This is a genomic window from Klebsiella sp. Sb-30 (assembly GCF_057652795.1).
In genome coordinates, this window is the sequence record NZ_CM172749.1 from 2,214,870 (window position 1) to 2,237,109 (window position 22,240).

Here is a 22,240-nt window from a genome sequence, read left to right on the forward strand (position 1 = left end):
ATCATGGCGGCATTACCGGATAAAGACAAACTGCTGCGCAACTTTAGTCGTTGCGCGAACTGGGAAGAGAAGTACCTCTATATTATCGAACTCGGCCAGCGGCTGGCGCCGCTGAGCGCCGAAGAGCATACCGCGCAAAACATCATTCAGGGCTGCCAGAGCCAGGTGTGGATCGTGGTAGAACAAGGCGAAAACGGAGGGCTGTCGCTGCGCGGCGATAGCGATGCGGCGATTGTCAAAGGGCTGATTGCCGTGGTCTTTATCCTCTACGACCAGATGACGGCCAAGGATATCACCGACTTTGACGTACGGCCGTGGTTTGAAAAAATGGCGCTGACCCAGCATCTTACCCCTTCGCGATCTCAGGGCCTGGAAGCCATGATTCGCGCAATTCGCGCGAAAGCCGCAAATCTTAGCTAGAATAAACAGGTAGATTTCATTCTGTTACGTCAGGCCGGAGATGATGCCGGCCCGACGGCAGATCCTGGCGTTTTATCAGCGAAAGAAGGAATCTCAGTATGAAACGCGCATCTCTTATCACCGTAGCGCTTCTGACAGCCCTTAGCGTCTCACACGGCGCCTGGGCGGTAGATTACCCACTTCCCCCGGCGAACAGTCGGCTCATTGGCCAGAATCAATGGTGGACGGTACAGGAAGGGGATCGCAATCTGCAGGCGATTGCCCGCCATTTCGACACGGCGGCGATGCTGATTCTCGAAGCTAACGACACCCTCGCACCGGTGGAGCCGAAACCCGGGACTCAGGTATTAATTCCTTCACAGATGCTGCTGCCGGATGTGCCCCGGGAAGGTATCGTTGTGAACCTGGCGGAACTGCGGCTGTACTACTTCCCGCCGGGACAGAACCAGGTTCAGGTTTATCCGCTGGGTATTGGTCAGCAAGGGCTGGAGACGCCGGAGATGACCACGCGCGTCGGGCAGAAGATCCCCAATCCGACCTGGACGCCGACAGCGGGCATCCGCGCGCGTTCGCTGGAGAAGGGCATCAAGCTGCCGCCCGTGGTGCCGGCCGGGCCGAACAACCCGTTAGGGCGCTATGCGCTGCGTCTGGCGTACGGCAACGGCGAGTACCTTATCCACGGTACCAGCGCGCCGGATAGCGTTGGCCTGCGGGTCAGCTCGGGCTGTATGCGCATGAACGCCGCGGACATCCAGGCGCTGTTTAGTCAGGTCAAAACGGGGACGCTGGTTCGCGTTATCAACCAGCCGGTGAAATTTGCGATTGAGCCGGACGGTAAACGCTATGTCGAAGTGCATCGGCCTCTGACGCAGGATGAAGCGGGCGACACCCGTACGATCCCGCACACGCTGCCAGCGGCCTTCCATCAGTTTGCCGGAGATAAGACCGTAGACGATGCGCAGCTTAAGAAAGCGCTGTCCCGACGTGCGGGCTATCCGGTGGTCGTCTCCACGGGCAATGAGGCGGCGAGCGGCGCAGCGCTATCGACGATGTCTGTGCAGAATGGCGCGATGGACGAAGCGAAAAGAGTGCAGTAGCGCGAGGCGGAAGGGGAGAGAGGACAAAAAAAAATGGCGCACAATGTGCGCCATTTTTATTACACAGGTACTATTACTTACGGTATTTAGTAGCCTGGTTGTCCAGACGCTGGTTAGCGCGTGCTGCGTCGTCTTTAGCAGCCTGGACGTCAGAACGCATTGCGTTCACGTCGTTGCTCAGCTGGTCAACTTTAGCGTTCAGAGTCTGAACGTCAGAAGACAGCTGATCGATTTTAGCATTGCTGGAGCAACCAGCCAGCAGAGTAGAACCCAGGATTACCGCGCCCAGTACCAGTTTAGTACGATTCATTATTAATACCCTCTAGATTGAGTTAATCTCCATGTAGCGTTACAAGTATTACACAAACTTTTTTGGGATGAGAATATTTTTTTACGGTAATACGCTTATTTTTGATCGTTCGCTCAAAGAAACATCGAATTTGGCAGATTAGTTTAAAAATCTTTGTGAAAACAGCACGCTTCCATCGGATTCATCTTAGATAATCTCTTATTAAATAGTAAATTCCGATTTGCATTTTTATTAAGAGTAGCTAGTGATTGAATAAAAAAAAAGCGCCTCGAAGAGGCGCCTTTAAAAAACGAATTAACCTGTAAATTATTACAGCACGTGTACGGAGGCTGTATTGGTGGTTCCGCTCGGGACCAGCGCACCAGAGACCATAACAACCACGTCGCCTTTACGCGCCAGGCCGCTCTGCAGCGCCAGTTCTTTACCCAGGATGTAGAAATCATCGGTAGAGGAGAGCTGGTCAACCAGCTGCGGCACCACGCCTTTGGTCAGCACCAGCTGACGAGCAGTGGTTTCGTTGGTGGTCAGCGCCAGAATGGTGGCGTCCGGGAAGTATTTACGCACGGCGCGCGCAGATTTACCGCCCTGGGTCGCGACAACAATCAGCGGAGCTTCCAGTTTTTCTGCCGTTTCTACCGCACCACGGCACACGGCTTCGGTGATGCGCAGTTTACGGTTGTCGTTGTTGAATTCCAGACGGCTGGTCATCACGCGGTCGGTACGTTCGCAGATGGTAGCCATGATGGTGACCGCTTCCAGAGGGTATTTCCCTTTGGCGGATTCGCCAGACAGCATAACCGCATCGGTACCGTCGAGGATGGCGTTCGCAACGTCACCGGCTTCTGCGCGGGTCGGACGCGGGTTTTTGATCATGGAATCCAGCATCTGGGTGGCGGTGATAACCACTTTACGCGCGCGGATACATTTTTCGATGATCATTTTCTGGGCGAAGATAACTTCTTCAACCGGGATTTCAACGCCCATGTCGCCACGAGCAACCATGATGCCGTCAGACGCTTCGAGGATCTCGTCGAAGTTGTTCAGGCCTTCCTGGTTTTCAATTTTGGAGATGATCTGGATGTTTTCGCCGCCGTGCGCTTTCAGATGCTCGCGGATTTCGACGACGTCAGAACGCTTACGGATAAAGGAAGCAGCAACAAAATCAACGCCTTGCTCGCAACCGAAGATCAGGTCCTGCTTATCTTTCTCCGCCAGCGCCGGCAGGGCAATAGAAACACCCGGCAGGTTAACGCCTTTGTTTTCGCCCAGGTCGCCGTTGTTCAGCACTTTACAGATGACGTTCTTACCTTCAATGGCAGTCACTTCCATGCCGATCAGACCATCGTCGACCAGAACGGTGTTGCCGACGGACAGGTCGGTAGTGAAACCTTCATAGGTCACGGCGACGATTTCGTTGTTGCCGACGACGGATTTATCGGTAGTGAAGGTGAAAGTCTGACCGGCTTTCAGGGAGACGTCATTGCCGCCTTCCAGCTTGATGGTGCGAATTTCCGGGCCTTTGGTGTCCAGCAGGATAGCCGCGGTCTTACCGGTTTTGCTCAGCACGTTACGCAGGTTCTTGATGCGTTGACCGTGTTCAGCATAGTCACCGTGAGAGAAGTTCAGACGCATGACGTTCATGCCCGCGTCCAGCATTTTGGACAGCATCTCTTCGGATTCGGTTTTCGGACCGATGGTGCAAACAATTTTGGTCTTTTTCATGAAAGTTTTAGTCTTTAAGTTGTGAAGGATATGGAAATCTCGCTCCGTGGGCGCACGGCCGTGGAGTCAAACCTGTATTGCGAAAGTTGCTATGCCACGCTCTAAGAATAGGTGACAACAAAAGAGCGTGCAGAAGAAAGTGTGCTGGCGGTTCAGCCCATGAAAAGAGGCAGTATTTTATGCGTTTAGTTGTGCAGTCCAATGTGCTGAAACCATTCAAGAAAGAATCGGCGGGCATTATACGACGCTGGAACAAAAAAAGAAAATGAAAACGACGTTTCATTCTTTCCCATAAAAATGTAACAAAACTCAAACTAATCTAAATCTTCTCCGCAACACATTTTTTCACCAGCCGACAAAAATCAACGCCGCTATTTCGCGGATTTGCTCGCGGTTAGCCGCTGGAAACAGCGCACTGGCGCAAAAAAAGTGCGCTGGTTTGATTTATCACGAAAACATATCAATAATAATTTGATTGATAATGATAATTTGTGAGTCGACAAGAATGGGAAATAAAGCCAAAGACGACGAGTTGTACCAGGAAATGTGCCGGGTGGTAGGGAAAGTGGTGCTTGAAATGCGCGATCTCGGCCAGGAGCCAAAACATATCGTGATCGCCGGGGTGGTACGGACCTCGCTGGCTAACCCGAAAATCGCCCGTTCTGAACTGACCAAAGAAGCGATGGCGAAGGTGATCCACGCCTTATCCGGACACGATTAACCTTCCCGGCGCGCGGATCGCGCAGGCTCAGGAAATCACGAAACGCACGACCGCTTTCACCGCGATATCGCAGTGGTGGGCGACCATCTCTTCATCGTCGATAGCCGGCAAAGGGTCGTCGAGGAAGAGACTGTTGAAGGTGTAAAAGTTCGACACCTGATAAAAGCTAAAGCTGCTGATCAGGCGATGGACATCCCGCGCCTGCAGACCCTCCTGAAAAATTCCCTGCTGCTGCCCGCGCTGCAGAATATCCTCCAGAATCGACAGGGCGGTTCGATTCAGCGGCTTAAGCTGCCCTGACGACTGTAACCACTTCCCGCGCTGCATATTCTCCATACAAATCACCCGCATAAAGTTCGCATGGGTGGCGTGATAACGCACGCTCCAGCGCACCAGCTGAACCAGCGCTTCGACCGGCGGAAGCTGTTCCAGCCCGAGCTGCTGTTCAGTCTCGCGAATGCGCGCGTAGACATGCTGCAGTACCTCCTGGTACAGCTGCTCCTTCGTCTTAAAGTAGTAAACCACCATGCGTTTAGTTGTCTGCGCCTCGGTGGCAATTTGTTCCATGCGCGCCCCGGACAGCCCGTGTTCGGCAAAGACGACGATCGCGGCGGTGAAAATCCGCTCCTTCAGGGACTGTGCTTCATCATGAGCCACGACAGACATAACCACTCCTTTTTTCTGAGAGACAAAAAATACACATAATGATCACAAATTAGCAACCGTGTATGGCGCAAATGAACCAAATGATACATATTCAGGACTCACGTCTGTTGATGACACGAGGACCTATGCTGCGCTCTATTGCTACCGTTTCGATTTCCGGCACCTTGCCCGAAAAGCTCCATGCTATTGCGGCTGCGGGTTATCAAGGCGTCGAAATCTTTGAAAACGATCTGCTTTATTATACCGGCACGCCGGCTGATATTCGCAATCTGGCGGCTGATTTAGGGCTAAAAATCACGCTTTTTCAACCGTTTCGCGATTTTGAAGGTGCCAGCCGCAGCCAGTTTGCGGCGAATATGGCGCGGGCGAAGCGCAAATTCGCCCTGATGCATGAGCTGGGCTGCGACACACTGCTCCTGTGCAGCAATGTGCAGCCGGACTGTTCCGCAGATGTTGCGCTGCAGGTGGCGGATCTCGCCGCGCTGGCGGCGCTGGCGGAGCAGGAAAAGATCGTCATCGGCTACGAAGCACTGGCCTGGGGAACGCACGTCAACCGCTGGTATCAGGCCTGGGAACGGGTGAAAAGCGTGAACAGCCCGGCATTGGGGATCGTTCTGGACAGCTTTCATATTCTGGCCCGCGGCGACAATCTGCAGCGGTTGCCTGAAGCCCCGGTGGACAAAATCACCTTCCTGCAGTTGGCGGATGCGCCGCTGATGAAGATGGATGTCCTCGAATGGAGTCGCCATTTCCGCTGTTTCCCGGGGCAGGGTGAGCTGCCGCTGGTGGACTTTGCCTGCGATCTGACCCGTTGCGGCTACCGCGGCCCGTGGTCGCTGGAAATTTTCAATGATGGCTTCCGCGCGTCGCCGAACGGCGCAACGGCGAAAGATGGCTACCGCTCGCTGCAATGGCTGGAAGAGCAGACCCGCCGGCGGCTGGAGGACAGCGATGCGTCGCTGTTTCACGCTGCGACAGTGCCGGACTATCTCGGCCTGGAATTTATCGAATTTGCCGCCAGCCCAGCGGAAGCGCAGGCTCTCGGCCAGCGCCTGTCGCAGCTGGGGTTCTGTCAGGAAGGCAGCCACCGTTCGAAACAGGTGGCGCTGTGGCGTAACGGCGGGGCAAGAGCGATTGTCAACTCCCAGCCGCACAGCTGGGCCGACCATTTTCACCAGCGCCACGGGGTCTCGCTGTGTGCAATGGCGCTGCGCGTCAGCCGCAGCGCGGCGATTGTTGAGCGCGCCCGCGCCTATGGTTACGCCACCTGGCAAGGGGATGCCGGGCCAAATGAAAGCCCGATTCCGGCGATTTGCGCCCCCGACGGCAGCCTGATCTATTTAATCGAAGCCGGTGACGATATCTACGCCCGCGATTTTCATCTGCATGACGCGCCGGCGCTGCGCGATGACTACCGCGGCATCGATCATCTGGCGCTGGGAATGGAGGCGGAAAGTCGCGATAACTGGATTATCTTTTTCCGCACCGTCTTTGGTTTCACCCTCGAACATGAACAGACGCTGCCGGATCCGTATGGTCTGGTGCGCAGCCTGGCGGTTCACAGCCCGCAGGGCAATATTCGCCTGGCCTTGAATATCTCCCAGAGCCGCGCCACCCAGATTGCCCGGTCGGTGGCCTGCTATCAGGGGGCAGGCTTGCAGCACGCGGCGTTTGCCTGCCGTCACCTGCCGGAAACCCTCGACGCCCTGCCGCAGGTCTCCCGTCAGGCGCTGCCGATTCCGGCTAATTACTATGATGACCTGCTGGCGCGCTATGGCGAGGCGGTGGATGTCGCGACGCTGCAACGTCTGCACATTCTCTATGACCGCGATCCGCGCGGCGGGGAGTTCCTCCACCTTTATACCCGCCCGTTCTCGGCAGGGCGCTTTTTCTTCGAATTGACCGAAAGACGCGATGGCTATGCCCTGTACGGTGCGGCAAATGCCGCCGTTCGCCTGTCGGCAATGCAATACAGCTAGTGATGTATCAAATGGTTCGTTGAGCACAACATCGTCAATACAATAACAACATTCATCTGCACCCTATGACAGGAAAACGACTATGAACGCGTACAGCCAGAATCACACGGCAGCGGCGCAAGCCGCGACCGCCGTGCCGCGCTCCCGGCGGCGAATGGGGATCCTCACGCTGCTGGCTATCGGCACGATGATTAACTACCTCGATCGGACGGTGTTGGGCATCGCGGCCCCCAGTTTAACTTCCGAACTGGGGATTGATGCGGCGGTCATGGGGATCGTGTTTTCCGCCTTCGCCTGGACCTACGCGCTGGCGCAAATTCCCGGCGGCCTGTTCCTCGACCGTTTCGGCAATAAAGTGACTTACTTCCTGTCGCTGACGCTGTGGTCGCTGTTTACGTTGTTTCACGGCATGGCGATAGGGCTGAAAACCCTGTTGCTGTGCCGCTTTGGGCTGGGGGTCAGCGAGGCGCCCTGTTTCCCGGTGAACAGTCGGGTGGTCAGCGCCTGGTTCCCGCAGCAGGAGAGGGCCAAGGCAACGGCGGTCTATACCGTCGGGGAGTACCTCGGGCTGGCCTGCTTCTCACCGCTGCTGTTCTGGATCATGGGCAGTTTCGGCTGGCGAGCGCTGTTTATCAGCGTCGGCGCGGTCGGGGTGCTGTTTGCGCTGGTGTGGTGGCGCTGCTACCGCGAACCGCATGAAGACAAACGCCTCAGCCAGCAGGAGCGAGATCATATTGTCAACGGCGGCGGTCTGGTGACGGCGAGCGACCAGCAGACGGCTTTCAGCTGGCCGCTGGTGCGTCAGCTGCTGGGGAAACGGCAGATTCTCGGCGCCAGCATCGGTCAGTTTGCCGGGAATACGGTACTGGTGTTTTTCCTCACCTGGTTCCCGACCTATCTGGCCACCGCGCGCCATATGCCGTGGTTGAAGGTGGGGATCTTTGCCATTCTGCCGTTCCTTGCCGCCGCCGGCGGCGTGATGTTCGGCGGCTGGATCTCCGACAAACTGCTGAAGGCCACCGGCTCGGCCAACCTCGCGCGTAAGCTGCCGATCGTTGCCGGTCTGCTGATGGCCAGCAGCATTATTTCCGCCAACTGGCTGAGCAGCGATCTGGCGGTGATTCTGGTGATGTCATTCGCCTTCTTTGGTCAGGGAATGGTCGGTCTGGGCTGGACGTTGATCTCCGATATCGCGCCGAAAGGGCTGGGTGGCCTGACCGGCGGCCTGTTTAACTTCTGCGCTAATTTCGCGGGGATCCTCACGCCGCTGGTGATTGGCTTTATCGTCGCGGCCTTCGGCGACTTCTTCTATGCGCTGATCTATATCGGCGGCGCGGCGCTGCTCGGCGTCGTGGCGTATCTGTTTATTCTGGGCGATGTCAAACGCATCGAGCTATCGCAGTAAAGGAGCAGGGGATGATAATTAGTGGTAATACGCAGCTGATCGCGCATCTGGGTTATCCGACCGGTGGTTTTAAGGCGCCGATGATCTACAACCCGTGGTTCGACCGACAGCAGGTGGATGTCAAAGTGGTGCCCACGGGCGTGAAGCCGGAGGCGCTGGCGACGGTGGTTCCGGCGCTGTTTACGCTGACCAATATTATCGGTGCGCTGGTCACGATGCCGCACAAGATTGCCACCTGCGGGCTGGTGCATCGCCTCAGCCCCACGGCGACCATTGCCGGCGCCTGCAACGCCATTCGCCGCGAGGCCGACGGCACTCTGAGCGGCGATATGTTCGATGGCGATGGTTTCGTGCTCGGTATCCGGCGTAAAGGCTTTCAGCCTGAGGGGGCTCGGGCGCTGGTGGTCGGCTGCGGCGGCGTGGGGTCGGCGATCGCGGCTTCGCTGGCAGCGGCGGGGGTACGCGCCCTGACGCTCTACGATAGCCACGCCGATGCTGCGCATGCGCTGGCGCTCCGTCTGCTGCAACACTATCCGCTGCTGGATATCAGCCTGATGCAGCGTGACCCGCAGGGGCACGATCTGGTGGTGAACGCCACGCCGCTGGGGATGAAGGCGGGGGACCCGCTGCCGCTCGATCCTCAGCGGTTGACGCCCGGTACCTGGGTAGGGGAAGTGGTGATGACCCAGGCCTTTACGCCGCTGCTGCAGGCCGCCCAGGCGCGCGACTGTCCGGTTCAGCGCGGTACCGACATGTTGTTTGAAATGATCCCGGCCTATCTGCGTTTCTTCAACCTGCCGGTAGCGACCCCGGAACAGCTGCGCGAACTGGCGGAAATTCGCTACTGAATCGCTGGCGGCCCGGTTAATATATCGTTCTGTTTCCGGGCATTTAGCGAGCCATCATGATGACCAACGCAGTCGTTCTGCTGGCGGCGGGGAGCCTGAAAGGGGCTTTTATCCCGCTGCTGGCAGGTTTCCATCAGCAAAGCGGTATTCGGGTCGAGGCCCATTTTGGTCCTGCAGGTTTACTGCGCGAGCGTATTGAAGGCGGGGCGGCGTGTTCGGTATTCGCCTCTGCCAACCGTCAGCATCCCCAGGCGCTGCGCCAGGCCGGGCGGGCGGGAGAATGTTATTCGTTCGCCCGCAACCAGCTGATGCTGACCGCCCGTCGCGCCGCCTGCGATGACCGCGCCGACTGGCTGGCGCTCCTCACTAACCCGCAGCTGCGTCTGGCGACATCGACGCCGGGCTGCGACCCGTCCGGCGACTATACCTGGCAGCTGTTTGAGCGCATTGAAGCCCGCTTCCCTGGCTGCGGCAGCGCCATGATGGCCCGCGCGCAGCAGCTGGTCGGGGGACGGCAGTCGCTCAGCGTCCCGCCGGGCGAGACGGCGGGAGCCTGGCTTATCCGCGAAGGGTTAACCGACCTGTTTATTGGCTATGCCCATTACGCCAGCCAGATGACGATGGCCGACGATCTGCGGACGGTAACGATTCCGGCGCCGTGGAATATCCAGGCTGATTATCAGCTGACGACGCTCGACGAGAGCGCCGGGGCGCAGCGTCTGTGCCGCTTTATCCTCGGCGCAGAAGGGCAGCAGTATCTGCAGGCCGCGGGTTTTTTACCGGCTAACGCCGAATCGTAAACTGCGGCGCCAGCAGCGGTGAGTCTGAGCCGGGGTAATCAATTTTACGCACCGCCAGGCCGTAGGCGCGCTGCAGATGCGGCTCGCTAAGCACTTCCCCGGAGCGTCCCGCCAGCCACTCGCCGTCCGGCAGTAGCAGCAGCGTATGGCTGGCGACCTGCAGGGCATGGGTGGGGTCGTGGGTGGTGAAGATCACGGTGCGCGACTGGCGATGGGCCAGGTCGCTGATGAGCTGCAGCACCACCTGCTGGTTGGACAGGTCCAGCGCCGAGCAGGGCTCATCCAGAAGGATATTCTGGCTGGCACCCACCAGCGCGCGGGCAATCAGCACCAGCTGCTGCTGGCCGCCGGAGAGCGAACGAAACGCGCGGCCCGCGAGGTCGGCGATGCTCAGCTGGCGTAACGCCTCCTCAACCCGGCGTTCATCGTCAACGGCCGGTTGGGCAAACAGACTGACTTGCCGGGCGCGGCCCATCAACACCACCTCCCGCACTTGCCAGTTGAACGCCGGGCGGAACGATTGCGGCACAATCGCTATCCCGCCTTCACTGTGGAAACTCCCGCCAAGCGGCGGCAGCACGCCGGTGAGGGTGTCGAGCAGGGTGCTTTTCCCGCGCCCGTTGGCACCGAGCACCGCCCAGATTTCACCGGGCAGGCACTGCAGGCTGAGCGGCCGGAAGAGCGGATGACGGTGGCCGTAGCGCAGTTCCGCCAGCCGAAGCGACATGTTCATCAGACCATCCCCCGACGACGTGAGTGGATCAGTAGCCAGGTAAACAGCGGGGCGCCGAGCAACGCGGTAATGATCCCGACGGGTATCTCTGCCTGGGTCAGCGAGCGGGCCAGATCGTCGACCACGATCATTAATCCGCCGCCGAGCCAGAAGGCGGTGGGCAGCAGACGGCGGTGGTCGGCGCCGACCAGCAGCCGTGCCAGATGCGGGATCACCAGTCCCACCCAGGCGATGCTGCCGCTGACCGCCACCTGTGCGGCCACCAGCACCGCGCAGCATAGCAGCACGCCGCGGCGCAGCGCGGTGACCGAGACGCCGAGACCGCGCGCGTCTCTCTCCTCCAGCGCCAGCAGGTTGATTCGCCAGCGCAGCGCGATCAGGAGCGTGGTGCTGACGAGAATCGGCAGCGCCATGATCGCCACTTTGTGCCAGCTGGCGGTGGCGAAGCTGCCCAGCAGCCAGAAGACGATATTCGGCAGCGTCTCTTCGGTATCGGCCAGATATTGCATCAGGCTGACGAGAGCGGCGAAAAAGCCGCTGAGAATAATCCCGGAAAGAATCAGCACCAGCGTGTTTTCCCGCCCTTGCAGCGCGGCAATCAGGTACACCAGCATTAAGGCCAGCAGGCCGAAACCGAAGGTGGAGGTCATCATCAGTACGGTGTCCAGCCCCAGCAGGATGGCCAGCGTGCCGCCAAACGCGGAACCGGAGGTGACGCCAATGATATGGGGGTCCACCAGCGGGTTCTGGAACACGCCCTGCAGCGTGGCGCCGCACAGTCCGAGCGCGCCGCCGGCCAGCAGCGCCATGATGACGCGCGGCAGGCGCACCGACCAGACAATTTGCCCGGCCACGCCGTCTGCGGGCGACAGATGTCCCAGTTGGCTGAACACGTCGCTGAGGCTCAGGTGATACTGGCCGGCGCACAGCGAGGCGACAGCAATCAGCAAGGTTGCCAGCGCCAGCCCGCCTTGCAACAGCGCCGGGTGACGATTACTGAGCATCCGGCGTCCACTTCACGCGATAAAACCGCTGGTAGTACTCCTGCGCTTTGCTATCAACATCCACGCCGTTATAGCGGGAAGGATAAAGCTTTTTGGCCATCCACAGCTCGCCGAGGGCCAGCGCTTCCGGCATCGGGTAACCCCAGGCTTTGGCATACTCTGGCATCAGCCAGACGCGGTGATTTTTTACCGCGTCAATCCCTTGCCACTGCGGGTCGGATTCGATCTGTTTGACCACCTGCGGATAGCGGTCCTGGACAAAGATCACCTGCGGATTCCACTGTAAAACCTGCTCCAGTGAAACCTGACGCGCGCCCTTGACCGTGGCCGCCGCGACGTTCAGCGCGCCGGCATGTTTCATCATCAGGCCGGTGTATTTGCCGGAGCCGTAGGTATTGAGGTCTGGATTGGCCATATAGACGCGCACCCGCTGATTGTCGGGGATATCGGCGACCGGCGCGTTGGCCTCTTTGCGCGCGGCGAAGGCGGTGCGAATGAGCGTTTCCGCCTGATCTTTGCGATCGACCACCGCACCAATCAGGCGAATACCCTGCTTTAACCCTTCGTTATAGGCCTGCTCTTCATCGGCCATCGACGGGTTCATTTTGTTTTTTTCACCCGCGGCATCCTGGCGTAACGAAATAGCCACCACCGGGATCCCGGCGTTCTGAATCTGTTGAATCATCGCCTGCGGCGCATAGTTGGCGACAAACACCACCTGCGGATGCAGCGCCAGCAGGCTCTCGATATTGACCTGGGTTAAATCTCCCGGCGTTGGCAGTTGTTCAATCCCCGGCATAAAGCGGGCGAAAGCAGGGCCAAGCTGCTTTTTCCAGCTGCTCATCACGCCAACAATCTCGTCACTGGCATTAAGCTGCACCAGCAGGTTTAGGGTTTGATGCTGGAGAACGACGGCGCGGGTAATGTGGTCAGGAAGCGTCACCTCGCGGCCAAGCTGGTCGGTGACGGTACGGTCGGCAAAAGCATGACCGGCAAACAGGCAGGCGCTGACCAGCGTCAGCCCCGGTAACAAACGGGGTCGTTTTGACATGAGTGGACTCGGTTAGGTGAGAAGAATCGTCGTATATTAAAATATATAGCGTTAGCGGAAGCAATTCTTACCGGCCGGTCTACCCATTCAGGACAAGTTTACTCGTAAAAAACCGCTTCTTCGGTCATTCGCGACTCGCTCTGCGCGGCGACTTTTTGCAACGGTGCCAGATATTTCTGCGCCGCTTGCTCAAGACTCATCGCCTTCGCCATATAAACCAGGTTCAGGCAGCCGATAACCCGCTGCTGCCTGCGGATCGGTACGGCGATGGAGGCGATTTTCTCCTCCTGCTGCCAGCCGCGAAAGTTTTCGCCGTAGCCCTGACGTCGTGTGCGCTCAAGTATTGCCGCCAGCTTTTCCGGCTCTCGCGCCAGCTGATACTCCTCTTCCGGGCGCGCCGCGAGGATCTCGATCATCGCCTGGCGCTCATGATCCGGGGCGAAGGCCAGCCAGGTGAGCCCCGAGGCGGTCAGCAGCAGCGGGAGCCGACGGCCGACCATCGCGCGATGAAACGACAGGCGGCTGAAGCGGTGCGTGGTTTCACGGACCACCATGGCGTCAACATCCAGGGTGGAGATATCCGTCGGCCACAGCACTTCGCGCAACAGCTCCCCCAGTAGCGGGGTGGCGAGGGCAGAAATCCAATGTTCGTCACGAAATCCTTCACTCAGCTGACGGATTTTGAGGGTTAAACGAAAGCTGTCATCGGATTGACTGCGGCGAACGTAACCCTCCTCCTGCAAGGTCTCCAGCAGTCGTCTGACGGTGGTGCGATGCAGGCCGCTAAACTCAGCCAGCGTGCCGACCGTGGCCCCGCCATCGAATTTATTTAACAAATTAAGTAACAATAATCCCCGACTCAATCCGCGGACCGTTTTGTAATCTGCCTGCCTGCTTTCGCGCATATTTCCTCAATTAATATCCAGATAAATAATGATGTGCACCTGGTGCACATCCGGTGATGTTTTGATTGTAGCGCATCCGGCCGACCCTATACTGACCTCACTATAAAAATGTATTTACATCTATTTAACAAAGTGCCGGGCGTCAGTTTGCGACGCAGGCACGGTGTCTGAGTCGTGAGGTTCTGAAATGACAACATCGAATCCGGATATTCAACCCGCTGTACAGCATACCGCCCAGGTCGCGATCGCCGGCGCGGGCCCGGTCGGCCTGATGATGGCCAACTACCTTGGTCAGATGGGCGTCAGCGTACTGGTTGTCGAAAAACTCGAGGCGCTGATTGATTACCCGCGGGCTATCGGCATCGACGATGAATCGCTGCGCGCGATGCAGGGCATCGGGCTGGTGGACCATGTTCTCCCGCATACCACGCCGTGGCACGCGATGCGTTTTCTGACGCCGAAAGGGCGCTGTTTCGCCGATATCCAGCCGATGACCGATGAGTTTGGCTGGCCGCGGCGTAACGCGTTTATTCAGCCGCAGGTGGATGCCGTCATGTATGAAGGATTGCAGCGTTTTCCCCATGTGCGCTGCCTGTTTTCTCGCGAAGTTGAAGCCTTTAGCCAGTCTTCGGATGCGGTGACCTTGCATCTGAAGGGACCGGCGGGCGAACGCGAAACGTTACAGGCCGACTGGCTGGTCGCCTGCGACGGCGGAGCCAGCTTTATTCGCCGTACGCTGAATATTCCCTTCGAAGGTAAAACCGCGCCGAATCAATGGATTGTTATCGATATCGCCAATGATCCGCTGGCGACGCCGCACGTCTATCTGTGCTGCGACCCGGTGCGTCCGTACGTCTCCGCCGCGTTGCCGCACGGCGTAAGGCGTTTTGAATTTATGGTGATGCCCGGCGAAACCGAAGCCCAGCTCAGCGAGCCGCACAAGATGCGCCAGCTATTGAGCAAGGTGCTGCCGGATCCGGACAACGTCGAGCTGATTCGCCAGCGCGTCTATACCCATAACGCGCGTATCGCCGAACGCTTTCGCGTCGATCGCGTGCTGCTGGCGGGCGATGCCGCCCACATCATGCCGGTCTGGCAGGGGCAGGGGTACAACAGCGGCATGCGCGATGCATTTAACCTCGCCTGGAAACTGGCGCTGGTGGTGAACGGCAAAGCCGGTGAGGCGCTGCTGGACAGCTACCAGCAGGAACGGCGCGATCATGCTAAAGCGATGATCGATCTCTCGGTCACCGCCGGCAATGTGCTGGCGCCGGCGAAACGCTGGCATGGCGCGGTGCGCGACGGAATTTCGTGGCTGCTCAACTATCTGCCGCCGGTCAAACGCTACTTCCTCGAGATGCGTTTCAAGCCGATGCCGCAATACCGTGCCGGCGCCCTGCTGCTGGAGGGGGAAAGCAAAAACTCGCCGGTGGGGAAAATGTTTATTCAGCCCAAAGTCACCCTGGAGAGCGGTACGGTCACGCTGCTTGATGAGGTCATTGGCGCGAATGTCGCCATTCTCGCCTGGGGCTGCAACCCACAATGGGGGCTGAATGCCGGGCAGATAGCCCAGTGGCGCGCCGTCGGCGTGCGATTTATCCAGGTCGTGCCGGAGGTACAGATTCATCGCCAGCAGGACAATTTTGCGGGCGTTATCCGCGTCGGCGATACGCAAAACCGTCTGAAAAGCTGGTTTGCGCAGCACGATACCGCGATTGCCGTAGTGCGTCCGGACCGCTTCGTCGCCGCTGTGGCAATCCCGCAAACCCTGGGTCAAAAGCTTGACGCGCTGGCGAGCAAGATGCAGCTGGCCTCCGTACAGACCACAACAACGATTGAACAGGTGGCTTGATATGAACGCGTATCTTCATTGTCTCTCGCATACGCCGCTGGTGGGCTATGTTGACCCGGCACAGGCGGTGCTGGACGAGGTTAACGGCACCATTGCCGACGCCCGGGCGCGGATTGCCGCCTTCGCCCCGGAGCTGGTGGTGCTGTTTGCCCCCGATCATTACAACGGTTTTTTCTACGATGTGATGCCGCCGTTCTGTTTAGGCATCGGCGCGACTTCTATCGGTGATTTCAGCAGCGCCAGCGGCGTCCTGCCGGTGCCGACGGCGTTGGCGGAAGCCTGCGCCCACGCGGTGATGAAGGAGGGGATCGATCTGGCGGTCTCTTACTGCATGCAGGTGGATCACGGCTTTGCGCAACCGCTGGAGTTCCTGCTCGGCGGGCTGGATACGCTGCCGGTTCTGCCGGTGTTTATCAACGGTGTCGCATCGCCGCTGCCGGGCTTTCAGCGCACCCGCATGCTGGGCGAAGCCGTCGGCCGCTTCCTGACCACCCTCAACAAACGAGTATTAATCCTCGGCTCCGGCGGGCTGTCGCATCAGCCTCCGGTGCCGGAGCTGGCGAAGGCCGATGCCCATATGCGCGATCGGCTGCTGGGCAGCGGCAAACAGTTGCCGCCGGTCGAGCGGGAACTGCGCCAGCAGCGGGTCATCAGCGCGGCGAAACAGTTTATCGAAGACCAGAACTCGCTCTATCCGCTCAACCCCGTCTGGGACAACCGTTTTATGAGCCTGCTGGAGCAGGGACGGCTGATGGAGCTGGATGCCGTCAGTAACGAAGAGCTGTCGGCAATGGCCGGCAAATCGACGCACGAAATTAAAACCTGGGTGGCCGCCTTTGCCGCGCTATCCGCATTTGGCAGCTGGCGCTGCGAAGGCCGCTATTACCGACCCATCCCCGAGTGGATAGCCGGATTTGGCTCGCTGAGCGCCACCGCGCAGAACTGAATTAACGGGAGAATATGATGAGCTACCAACCGCAAACCGAAGCCGCCACCAGCCGTTTCCTCAACGTGGAAGAAGGCGGAGAAACACTACGCATTCATTTTAACGACTGCGGCCAGGGAGATGAAACCGTGGTCCTGTTGCACGGCTCCGGCCCCGGCGCCACCGGCTGGGCCAACTTTAGCCGCAATATCGATCCGCTGGTTGAGGCGGGCTATCGGGTGATTCTGCTGGACTGCCCCGGCTGGGGGAAGAGCGACTCGATTGTCAATCGCGGCTCGCGTTCCGACCTGAACGCCCGAGTATTGAAAAGCGTCATTGATCGGCTGGATATCAGCCAGGTGCATCTGCTGGGCAACTCCATGGGCGGTCACAGTGCGGTGGCCTTCACCCTGAGCTGGCCGGAACGGGTGGGCAAGCTGGTGCTGATGGGCGGCGGAACCGGCGGCATGAGTCTGTTTACGCCAATGCCGACGGAAGGCATCAAGCTACTGAACGGCCTGTATCGCGAACCGACCATCGAAAACCTGAAAAAGATGATGAACATCTTTGTTTTCGATACTCGCGATCTGACCGACGCCCTGTTCGACGCGCGTCTCAACAATATGCTGTCGCGCCGGGAACATCTGGATAATTTCGTCAAAAGTCTGGAAGCCAACCCGAAGCAGTTCCCGGATTTTAGCCCGCGTCTCGGCGAAATCCGCGCCCAAACCCTGATCGTCTGGGGGCGCAACGACCGCTTTGTCCCGATGGACGCCGGCCTGCGCCTGCTGGCCGGAATTAACGGTTCTGAACTGCATATCTATCGTGACTGCGGCCATTGGGCGCAGTGGGAACATGCCGACAATTTCAACCAGCTGGTGCTGGATTTTCTGGCGCGCAAATAAGGAGCCGTGATGACAACGCTATCTCTCGAACAGCTGGCGCAACGACTGCGCGATGCCGAAGTCCAGGGGTGGGCCATTGAACCGCTGCGCGATCTCCTCGGCACCGATAATGCGGAGGCAGCCTACGCCATCCAGCGGATTAACGTCCAGCACCACGTGGCGAACGGACGGCGGGTGGTGGGGCGCAAGGTGGGGCTGACCCATCCTAAAGTGCAGCAGCAGCTGGGCGTTGACCAGCCGGACTTCGGCACCCTGTTTGCCGACATGTGCTACGGCGATAACGCCGCTGTGCCGTTCTCCCGGGTGCAGCAGCCGAAAGTGGAAGCCGAAATCGCCCTGGTGCTTAAACACGACCTGCCGCATGCCGATACCACCTTTGATGAGCTGTACACCGCTATCGACTGGGTGTTGCCCGCGCTGGAAGTGGTCGGCAGCCGTATCCGCGACTGGTCGATTGCTTTTGTCGATACGGTCGCCGATAACGCCTCCTGCGGCGTTTATGTCCTGGGCAGTCCGGCGCGGCGTCCGGCCGGACTGGATCTGAAAAATTGCGCTATGCGTATGACCCGTAACGAGGAAGAGGTGTCCAGCGGGCACGGCAGCGAATGTCTTGGCCATCCGCTCAATGCGGCGGTGTGGCTGGCGCGCAAAATGGCCAGCCTCGGCGAGCCGCTGCGGGCGGGCGATATTGTGCTGACCGGGGCGTTAGGCCCGATGGTGGCGATTAACGCCGGCGATCGCTTTGCCGCCCACATTGATGGTTTAGGTTCAGTAGCGGCAACGTTTGCCGCCGAAGAGGGAAGCAGTGATGAGTAAACGCAAAGTCGCCATTATCGGCTCCGGTAATATCGGCACCGATTTAATGATCAAAATTCTGCGCCATGGCCAACACCTGGAGATGGCGGTGATGGTCGGTATCGACCCTGAATCCGACGGTCTGGCCCGCGCCCGGCGCATGGGCGTCGCCACCACTCATGAGGGCGTCGGCGGCCTGATGCAGATGGCGGAGTTTGCCGATATCGATATTGTATTTGACGCCACCAGCGCCGGGGCGCACGTGAAAAACGACGCCGCGTTGCGGGAAGCCAAACCGGAGATCCGCATGATCGACCTGACGCCGGCGGCCATCGGCCCGTACTGCGTGCCGGTGGTCAATCTTGAGGCCAATCTTGCCGAGGGTAATGTCAATATGGTGACCTGCGGCGGCCAGGCGACCATCCCGATGGTGGCGGCGGTATCGCGGGTGGCCAAAGTGCACTATGCGGAAATCGTCGCCTCGATTGCCAGTAAATCTGCCGGTCCGGGAACACGCGCTAACATCGACGAATTCACTGAAACCACCTCGCAGGCTATAGAGAAAGTCGGCGGCGCGGCAAAAGGTAAAGCGATTATCGTACTGAACCCGGCGGAGCCGCCGCTGATGATGCGCGATACTGTATATCTCCTGAGCGAAGCGGCGTCGCAGCAGGAAATTGCCGCGTCGATTGCGGAGATGGCGGCCGCGGTGCAGGCCTATGTCCCGGGATATCGCCTGAAACAGCAGGTGCAGTTTGAGGTGATTCCCGAAGATAAGCCGGTCAACCTGCCGGGCATTGGCCGCTTCTCCGGTCTGAAAACGGCGGTTTACCTCGAGGTTGAAGGGGCGGCGCACTATCTGCCTGCCTACGCGGGTAACCTCGATATTATGACCTCGGCTGCGCTGGCGACGGCGGAAAAAATGGCCCAGTCAATGAATGACGCGGCGGGAGAAGCAGCATGAACGGCAAAAAAATCTATATCTCAGACGTGACCCTGCGCGACGGGATGCACGCGATTCGCCATCAATACTCGCTCGACAATGTGCGCCAGATTGCCCAGGCGCTGGATAGCGCAGGAGTGGATTCTATTGAGGTGGCCCACGGCGACGGCCTGCAAGGTTCGAGCTTCAATTACGGCTTCGGCGCCTACAGCGATCTGCAGTGGATTGAAGCGGCGGCGGAGTCGGTCAGCCGGGCGAAAATCGCCACTTTACTGCTCCCTGGTATCGGAACTCTGCACGACCTGAAAAATGCCTATCAGGCCGGGGCGCGGGTGGTGCGTGTGGCAACCCATTGCACGGAAGCGGATGTTTCCGCCCAGCATATCGCCTTTGCCCGCGAGCTGGGGATGGACACCGTTGGCTTCCTGATGATGAGCCATATGATCAGCCCGGAACAGCTGGCCCAGCAGGCGCTTAAGATGGAATCCTACGGCGCGACCTGCATTTACGTGGTCGATTCCGGCGGGGCGATGAATATGCACGATATTCGCGATCGTTTCCGCGCCCTTAGGGCGGTGCTCAAGCCGGAAACCGCCACCGGGATGCATGCGCACCATAACCTGAGCCTCGGCGTCGCCAACTCCATCGCCGCGGTGGAAGAGGGCTGCGACCGCATCGATGCCAGCCTTGCCGGCATGGGGGCCGGGGCGGGGAATGCGCCGCTGGAGGTCTTTATTGCTGCGGCGGACAAACTTGGCTGGAACCACGGCACCGATCTGTATGCGCTGATGAACGCGGCCGATGAACGGGTGCGGCCGCTACAGGATCGTCCGGTACGCGTCGATCGCGAAACCCTGGCGCTGGGCTATGCCGGGGTTTACTCCAGCTTTCTGCGCCACAGCGAAGTGGCGGCCGCGCGCTACGGTCTGAGCGCGGTCGATATTCTCGTCGAGCTGGGCAAGCGACGGATGGTGGGCGGCCAGGAAGATATGATCGTCGATGTGGCGCTGGACCTGCTCAACCGCGCGAAATAAAAACCGGCGGCTGGCAACGAATCAGCCGTCCTTCACCTGCACCGTTTTCGCTATCGCACAGGTACCCTATGACCACGACAACCTCTGGATCGGCTTCACGCCTGATGTTAACCATCGGGCTCTGTTTTATGGTTGCCCTGATGGAAGGGCTGGATCTTCAGGCGGCCGGGATCGCCGCCGCCGGGATGGCTCACGCCTTCGCGCTCGATAATATGCAAATGGGCTGGATCTTCAGCGCCGGTATTCTCGGGTTACTTCCCGGCGCGCTGGTGGGGGGAATCCTGGCTGACCGTCACGGCCGCAAACGGCTGCTGATCGCTGCGGTCACGCTGTTCGGCCTGTTTTCCATCGCTACCGCGCTGGCAGGGAGCTTTCCGATGCTGCTGTTGGCACGCCTGATGACCGGTGTGGGGCTGGGGGCGGCGCTGCCGAATCTTATTGCATTGACCTCCGAAGCGGCCGGTCCGCGATTTCGCGGTACCGCCGTCAGCCTGATGTACTGCGGGGTGCCGGTGGGCGCCGCGCTGGCAGCGGTGCTGGGATTCTGGGGGGAAACCTCCGCCTGGCAGACGGTGTTTTGGGTCGGCGGCGTTGTGCCGCTGCTGCTGGTGCCGATGCTGCTGCGCTGGCTGCCTGAGTCCGCCGTCTTTCGCGCCGGTATGCAGAGTGCGCCGCTACGGACGCTGCTGGCGCCGGAAAACGCCAGCGCCACGCTGCTGCTGTGGCTGTGCTATTTCTTTACGCTGCTGGTGGTCTACATGCTGATCAACTGGCTGCCCATGCTGCTGATAGGTCAGGGATTTCGCGCCGGTCAGGCGGCTGGCGTCATGTTTGTTTTGCAGCTGGGAGCCGCCTGCGGCACGCTGCTGCTGGGGGCATTGCTGGATAAACTGAGTCCGCTGCTGATGTCGCTGCTGATCTATTGCGGTATGCTGGCGTCGCTGCTGGCGCTGGGCTGCGCCTCCTCCTTTCCGGCGATGCTGCTCTCGGGTTTTGTGGCCGGGCTGTTTGCCACCGGCGGGCAAAGCGTACTGTACGCGCTGGCGCCGCTGTTCTACCGCACGGAAATTCGCGCCACCGGGGTGGGGACGGCGGTGGCCGTCGGGCGGCTGGGGGCGATGAGCGGTCCGCTGCTGGCGGGAAAAATGCTGGCGCTGGGCGCCGGTACCGTTGGGGTAATGGCCGCCGCCGCGCCGGGGATTCTGCTGGCCGGCGTGGCGGTATTCTGGCTGATGAATCGTCAGAGACGGCAATCAATAGCCTGACGACGGTGCCGGGTTATGTTTCAGGACCCGGCACCGCGCCACCTTGCACAACGGCAGACTTTGGCATACGGTAAATCATCACCCATTGATCATCTCTGCCGCCATGTCTTTTCAATCCCGGTTACTTAGCGATATTCCCGGCATTCGCTACGCCTTTCTCGATGTCCACGAAACGGCCGCCTTTCCTTACAGCGAAATGGCCCCGGTGAAGCTGGTGCACGGCAATGTGGTTCATCATTTTCAGCAGCCGGCGCCGCTTACCGACCGCCCGCATGCCGACGCGGTTTTTACCGCATCAAGTGGGCAAAAGGTGGGAGTGGTGACTGCCGATTGTCTGCCGATGTTGATGGCTTCCCGCGACGGGCGCTTTGTCTGCAGCGTACATGCGGGCTGGCGCGGTGCGGCGACCGGCATTATTGCTAATAGCCTCGATCTCTTTGCCCGACATGGCATACCGCCGGACGAGGTCGTGGTAGCGATCGGGCCGCATATTCAGGTCTGCTGCTATGAAGTGTCGGCGGCATTTTATCAGGCGCTGCTGGCGACGCCGGTGGTCGGGCTGGTCAAACAGCACCGCGATCGGCTGTTTCTGCACCGCCGTGGCCCTGAGCCTGCGGCGGAAAAAGCGCGGGCGACGGGCGACGACACAATGTGGTTCGATCTGCGGGCTTTTGGCCAGCTGCTGTTACGCCGCGCCGGGGTGCCGGAAAGTCATATTGAATGGCTGGGCAGCTGTACCTACTGTACGCCGCAGTCGCTGGGGTCGTTCCGGCGGCGTACGCACTTCCCGGCAGAGAAAACGTTCCAGTACTCGTGGATTATGCGCGAGGCCTGATATCACCCGGCATCGCGCTGCCGCG

At 59.4% G+C, this 22,240-nt stretch carries 23 protein-coding genes; 15 read left to right on the plus strand and 8 right to left on the minus strand.

Annotated features, from left to right (window positions below; genetic code table 11):
• Positions 1–3 precede the first annotated feature (3 nt).
• Both sufE and ldtE read left to right on the plus strand, forming a co-directional pair.
• Positions 4–420, plus strand: a complete 417-nt coding sequence (sufE, locus tag AC236I_RS10360; protein WP_004863272.1) for a cysteine desulfuration protein SufE — start codon at positions 4–6, stop codon at positions 418–420.
• Between the two features lie 98 nt (positions 421–518).
• Positions 519–1,517 (plus strand): L,D-transpeptidase LdtE, encoded by a 999-nt coding sequence (gene ldtE / locus AC236I_RS10365; protein WP_487608785.1) that lies wholly within the window; start codon positions 519–521, stop codon positions 1,515–1,517.
• 73 nt (positions 1,518–1,590) lie between these two features.
• Here the strand turns inward: ldtE and lpp are convergent, their stop codons facing one another.
• From lpp to ynhH, 3 genes are all read right to left on the minus strand, one after another.
• On the minus strand, positions 1,591–1,827 hold the full coding sequence (gene lpp, locus AC236I_RS10370; protein WP_001082307.1) for a murein lipoprotein Lpp: 237 nt from the start codon (positions 1,825–1,827) through the stop codon (positions 1,591–1,593).
• 309 nt (positions 1,828–2,136) lie between these two features.
• Positions 2,137–3,549, minus strand: a complete 1,413-nt coding sequence (gene pykF, locus AC236I_RS10375; protein WP_015584114.1) for a pyruvate kinase PykF — start codon at positions 3,547–3,549, stop codon at positions 2,137–2,139.
• Between the two features lie 7 nt (positions 3,550–3,556).
• The gene (ynhH, locus tag AC236I_RS10380; protein WP_419722016.1) at positions 3,557–3,832 is read right to left on the minus strand and encodes a protein YnhH; all 276 of its coding nucleotides are present in this window, start codon (positions 3,830–3,832) and stop codon (positions 3,557–3,559) included.
• A 222-nt stretch (positions 3,833–4,054) separates the two neighbouring features.
• Here ynhH and fumD point away from each other — a divergent pair, with 222 nt between their 5' ends.
• The gene (fumD, locus tag AC236I_RS10385; RefSeq protein ID WP_015584115.1) at positions 4,055–4,270 is read left to right on the plus strand and encodes a fumarate hydratase FumD; all 216 of its coding nucleotides are present in this window, start codon (positions 4,055–4,057) and stop codon (positions 4,268–4,270) included.
• A gap of 27 nt (positions 4,271–4,297) precedes the next feature.
• Here fumD and AC236I_RS10390 read toward each other — a convergent pair whose 3' ends face one another.
• Positions 4,298–4,936: a TetR/AcrR family transcriptional regulator gene (locus tag AC236I_RS10390; RefSeq protein ID WP_004863188.1), complete on the minus strand. Its 639-nt coding sequence runs from the start codon at positions 4,934–4,936 to the stop codon at positions 4,298–4,300.
• Positions 4,937–5,061: 125 nt separating this feature from the next.
• Between AC236I_RS10390 and AC236I_RS10395 the strand changes: the two genes are divergently transcribed.
• The 4 genes from AC236I_RS10395 (at position 5,062) to AC236I_RS10410 (ending at position 9,968) form a co-directional block, all read left to right on the plus strand.
• Positions 5,062–6,915, plus strand: coding sequence for a bifunctional sugar phosphate isomerase/epimerase/4-hydroxyphenylpyruvate dioxygenase family protein (locus AC236I_RS10395; RefSeq protein WP_487608786.1), 1,854 nt, complete (start codon positions 5,062–5,064; stop codon positions 6,913–6,915).
• An 82-nt stretch (positions 6,916–6,997) separates the two neighbouring features.
• On the plus strand, positions 6,998–8,320 hold the full coding sequence (locus AC236I_RS10400; RefSeq protein WP_015584118.1) for an MFS transporter: 1,323 nt from the start codon (positions 6,998–7,000) through the stop codon (positions 8,318–8,320).
• A gap of 11 nt (positions 8,321–8,331) precedes the next feature.
• Positions 8,332–9,168: a shikimate dehydrogenase family protein gene (locus AC236I_RS10405; protein ID WP_004863178.1), complete on the plus strand. Its 837-nt coding sequence runs from the start codon at positions 8,332–8,334 to the stop codon at positions 9,166–9,168.
• A 59-nt stretch (positions 9,169–9,227) separates the two neighbouring features.
• Positions 9,228–9,968: a substrate-binding domain-containing protein gene (locus AC236I_RS10410; RefSeq protein WP_015584119.1), complete on the plus strand. Its 741-nt coding sequence runs from the start codon at positions 9,228–9,230 to the stop codon at positions 9,966–9,968.
• Here the strand turns inward: AC236I_RS10410 and AC236I_RS10415 are convergent.
• From AC236I_RS10415 to AC236I_RS10430, 4 genes are all read right to left on the minus strand, one after another.
• Positions 9,952–10,701 (minus strand): ABC transporter ATP-binding protein, encoded by a 750-nt coding sequence (locus tag AC236I_RS10415; protein ID WP_487608787.1) that lies wholly within the window; start codon positions 10,699–10,701, stop codon positions 9,952–9,954. The genes AC236I_RS10410 and AC236I_RS10415 overlap by 17 nt on opposite strands.
• Positions 10,701–11,705 (minus strand): FecCD family ABC transporter permease, encoded by a 1,005-nt coding sequence (locus AC236I_RS10420; RefSeq protein WP_004863169.1) that lies wholly within the window; start codon positions 11,703–11,705, stop codon positions 10,701–10,703. The genes AC236I_RS10415 and AC236I_RS10420 overlap by 1 nt, the downstream gene beginning before the upstream one ends.
• The gene (locus tag AC236I_RS10425) at positions 11,695–12,756 is read right to left on the minus strand and encodes an ABC transporter substrate-binding protein (RefSeq protein ID WP_004863165.1); all 1,062 of its coding nucleotides are present in this window, start codon (positions 12,754–12,756) and stop codon (positions 11,695–11,697) included. The genes AC236I_RS10420 and AC236I_RS10425 overlap by 11 nt, the downstream gene beginning before the upstream one ends.
• Positions 12,757–12,854: 98 nt before the next feature.
• Complete coding sequence (locus AC236I_RS10430; RefSeq protein ID WP_487608788.1) at positions 12,855–13,661, minus strand: DNA-binding transcriptional regulator; 807 nt, start codon at positions 13,659–13,661, stop codon at positions 12,855–12,857.
• A 187-nt stretch (positions 13,662–13,848) separates the two neighbouring features.
• On the opposite strand from AC236I_RS10430, the gene AC236I_RS10435 reads away from it, so the two are divergent.
• The 8 genes from AC236I_RS10435 (at position 13,849) to AC236I_RS10470 (ending at position 22,215) form a co-directional block, all read left to right on the plus strand.
• On the plus strand, positions 13,849–15,513 hold the full coding sequence (locus AC236I_RS10435) for a bifunctional 3-(3-hydroxy-phenyl)propionate/3-hydroxycinnamic acid hydroxylase (RefSeq protein ID WP_004863158.1): 1,665 nt from the start codon (positions 13,849–13,851) through the stop codon (positions 15,511–15,513).
• Between the two features lies 1 nt (position 15,514).
• The gene (gene mhpB / locus AC236I_RS10440; RefSeq protein ID WP_004863155.1) at positions 15,515–16,459 is read left to right on the plus strand and encodes a 2,3-dihydroxyphenylpropionate/2,3-dihydroxicinnamic acid 1,2-dioxygenase; all 945 of its coding nucleotides are present in this window, start codon (positions 15,515–15,517) and stop codon (positions 16,457–16,459) included.
• A 17-nt stretch (positions 16,460–16,476) separates the two neighbouring features.
• Positions 16,477–17,343: a 2-hydroxy-6-oxonona-2,4-dienedioate hydrolase gene (gene mhpC, locus AC236I_RS10445; protein WP_004863152.1), complete on the plus strand. Its 867-nt coding sequence runs from the start codon at positions 16,477–16,479 to the stop codon at positions 17,341–17,343.
• 9 nt (positions 17,344–17,352) lie between these two features.
• Complete coding sequence (mhpD, locus tag AC236I_RS10450; protein ID WP_487608789.1) at positions 17,353–18,159, plus strand: 2-keto-4-pentenoate hydratase; 807 nt, start codon at positions 17,353–17,355, stop codon at positions 18,157–18,159.
• On the plus strand, positions 18,152–19,102 hold the full coding sequence (mhpF, locus tag AC236I_RS10455) for an acetaldehyde dehydrogenase (RefSeq protein ID WP_004863147.1): 951 nt from the start codon (positions 18,152–18,154) through the stop codon (positions 19,100–19,102). The genes mhpD and mhpF overlap by 8 nt, the downstream gene beginning before the upstream one ends.
• Positions 19,099–20,115 carry a 4-hydroxy-2-oxovalerate aldolase gene (mhpE, locus tag AC236I_RS10460; protein ID WP_015584126.1) on the plus strand — a complete coding sequence of 339 codons (1,017 nt, stop codon included), beginning with the start codon at positions 19,099–19,101 and terminating at the stop codon, positions 20,113–20,115. Before mhpF ends, mhpE begins: the two co-directional genes overlap by 4 nt.
• A 68-nt stretch (positions 20,116–20,183) precedes the next feature.
• Entirely contained in the window at positions 20,184–21,380 is a 1,197-nt protein-coding gene (gene mhpT / locus AC236I_RS10465) for a 3-(3-hydroxy-phenyl)propionate transporter MhpT (RefSeq protein ID WP_004863142.1), read from the plus strand.
• A 103-nt stretch (positions 21,381–21,483) separates the two neighbouring features.
• The gene (locus AC236I_RS10470) at positions 21,484–22,215 is read left to right on the plus strand and encodes a purine nucleoside phosphorylase YfiH/LACC1 family protein (protein ID WP_015584128.1); all 732 of its coding nucleotides are present in this window, start codon (positions 21,484–21,486) and stop codon (positions 22,213–22,215) included.
• Positions 22,216–22,240 lie beyond the last annotated feature (25 nt).